Genomic DNA, 781 nt, shown 5'->3' with positions numbered 1-781 from the left:
CCCGCGGCGGCGCTCTGCCAGGCCGTGGCGGCGGTAGTGGAGGAGGGGGTTCACGCCCGCCCGTTCCACGTCAGGGTTGGCCGAGAGGTAGCCGCGGGTGCTGAACTCGGCGGAGGGGTCCCGTCCCTCCCGCCAGCCGAAATGCAGGTAGTGCTCCAGCGGATCGCACCCTTCTGCCGCAACGTCCGGGTTCTTGCGGAGGTAGTAGATCGGGTCGAAACCGCCGATGAGGTCGGGCGGATCTGGCCTGCGGCTCCAGTTGACGATGCGCCACACCATCGGACGTTTCGAGGCTCCCTGGCGAAGCCAGGCGGCGCCGGTATTCCCTGACCTAGCGTTCCGCCGGATTCCCCTGTGACAGGAAGCCCGAATTCGGGACCCGGCGCAAGTGGCATTTGGTCGGCTCACCCCCCGTCCGTCCGCCCCCGGGCCGCGACCCCGCGGTGGACAACGCGGGAGGCCTCATCTCCGCCACAAGGTGCAGCCCCAATGGGTCCGGGCGGCGGGGCGCGTTGCGCAGGAGTTGACGATGGCATTCGTCGTTCTCGATCCCCAGACGGGCAAACGCGTCGAAATCAGCATTGCATCATCCGGGGAGGGGACTGGAATCGGCGTGAGGGACAGGGCAGGTAGAGCCTATGCTCGACCGGAAGGATTGCCCATGCCCCGATACTTCTTCAACACTCACATCGGCGAGGACATCATCACCGATCTGAACGGCGAGGAGCTGCGCGATCCCGATCACGCCTGGGAGGCGTCGCGCTCGATCATCCGGGCGATG

At 67.1% G+C, this 781-nt stretch carries 1 protein-coding gene and 1 pseudogene; one reads left to right on the top strand and one right to left on the bottom strand.

All coding sequences use genetic code 11. From position 1 onward, the window contains the following. Window positions 1–279: hypothetical protein (locus VQ02_RS34000; RefSeq protein WP_048448698.1), on the bottom strand; the 279-nt coding region annotated here is incomplete at its 3' end. A gap of 250 nt (window positions 280–529) precedes the next feature. Here VQ02_RS34000 and VQ02_RS37900 point away from each other — a divergent pair. Further along, window positions 530–781, top strand: a pseudogene (locus tag VQ02_RS37900) (hypothetical protein); the annotation flags it as partial.

It is taken from the genome of Methylobacterium variabile (assembly GCF_001043975.1).
Taxonomy (GTDB): Bacteria; Pseudomonadota; Alphaproteobacteria; order Rhizobiales; family Beijerinckiaceae; genus Methylobacterium; species Methylobacterium variabile.
The sequence above is the reverse complement of the archived record's forward strand: the minus strand, read 5'-3'. Positions and strand labels throughout refer to the sequence as shown.